At 67.8% G+C, this 1,433-nt stretch carries 1 protein-coding gene; it reads left to right on the top strand.

The features are described 5' to 3' along the window. The first annotated feature begins 82 nt into the window (after positions 1-82). A complete protein-coding gene (locus COGEMETH_RS14210; protein ID WP_238183291.1) occupies positions 83-1,384 on the top strand; it encodes an IS701 family transposase in 1,302 nt (433 codons plus the stop codon). Positions 1,385-1,433 lie beyond the last annotated feature (49 nt).

The raw sequence follows: 1,433 nt of genomic DNA, 5'->3' as shown, positions 1-1,433 counted from the left end.
CTAGCACTACTTTGGCAGATCGAGGGAACGGGGCAGGTTTTCGTGGATTCGTGTGCCATGGCGATGGTCATGGGTGCTTGCGATGTCAGGGACTGGCGGGTGGCGTGAGGATCTGGATCGGTGGCTGCAGCCGTTCCTGGCGGGACTGTCGCATCCGGCGCGCCGGGCGATGTGCCCGCTCTACGTGGCCGGGCTGATCGGCTTGGGTGACCGCAAGAGCGTCCAGCCAATGGCGGCGCGGGCCGAGGGGGTGCCCTACGATCGGCTGCACCACTTCATCGCGGCCGGGATCTGGGATGAGGCTCCGCTTCAGCATGCGCTTCTCGGCGAGGCCGATCGCCTCGTCGGTGGTGCGGATGCGATCCTGGTCGTCGACGACACCGCCTTGCCGAAGAAAGGCAACCGCTCGGTTGGGGTCGCACCGCAATACGCCACGACGCTTGGCAAGACCGCCAACTGCCAGACGCTGGTGTCGCTCACGCTGGCGTGTGGCGAAGTGCCCGTAGCGGTCGGCTTGGCGCTGTTCCTGCCCGAGACCTGGACGGGCGACCCGGATCGGATGGTATCGGCCGGCGTACCCGAGGGCCTGCGCGCGGCCCGCACCAAGCTGGAGATTGCCCTCGCTGAGATCGATCGGGTCCGGGCGGGTGGCGTACGCTTCGGCTGCGTGCTGGCCGATGCAGGGTATGGATCCGCCCCGTTCCGGCAGGCCCTGAGCGCACGCGGCCTCAGATGGGCTGTCGGGATCTCAGGGCGCAACAAGGTCTACCCGGCCGACGTGACGATGATCTTCCCCGTCGCAGGGCGTGGGCGGCCGCGCAAGCGTCACGTGCCGGATCAGGTCTCGATCGCGGCAGAGACGATCCTGGCGGACATGAGCGGCCGATCGGTGACGTGGCGGCGCGGCACCAAAGGCCGGCTGCGGGCTTGCTTCTGCGCGCTCCGCGTCCGGATGGCCGATGGCCCGGCCCAGCGGATCGGCGCGATGGGCAACCAGCATCTGCCCGGCGACGAGGTCTGGTTGGTGCGCGAGGAGCGCGGCTCGGGCGAGCGCAAGTTCTACCTCTCGAACTTGCCGGCCGAGGCCACCCTCAAGCAGCTGGCCGCAACGATCAAGGCGCGCTGGATCTGCGAGCAGGCGCATCAGCAGATGAAGGAGGAACTCGGCCTCGACCACTTCGAGGGCCGCTCGTGGACCGGGCTGCACCGGCACGCGCTGATGACCATGATGGCCTACGCCTTCCTGCAATCCCGGCGCCTCGCAGCGGCGGGGCGGAAAAAAAAGAATCGCCTGCCCGCCGCCCCAACCCTCGATGCCGGCGATCCGCCAAGCCATCCTGGATCACCTCAGCCCACCACCACCGCGGCGATGCCCGCACTGTGACGCCGATCTCAATCTGCCACCCTGAAATCAATCTGCCAAAGTAGTGCTA

Source organism: Methylobacterium trifolii, from assembly GCF_022179685.1.
Lineage (GTDB): Bacteria > Pseudomonadota > Alphaproteobacteria > Rhizobiales > Beijerinckiaceae > Methylobacterium > Methylobacterium trifolii.
The sequence above is the reverse complement of the archived record's forward strand: the minus strand, read 5'-3'. Positions and strand labels throughout refer to the sequence as shown.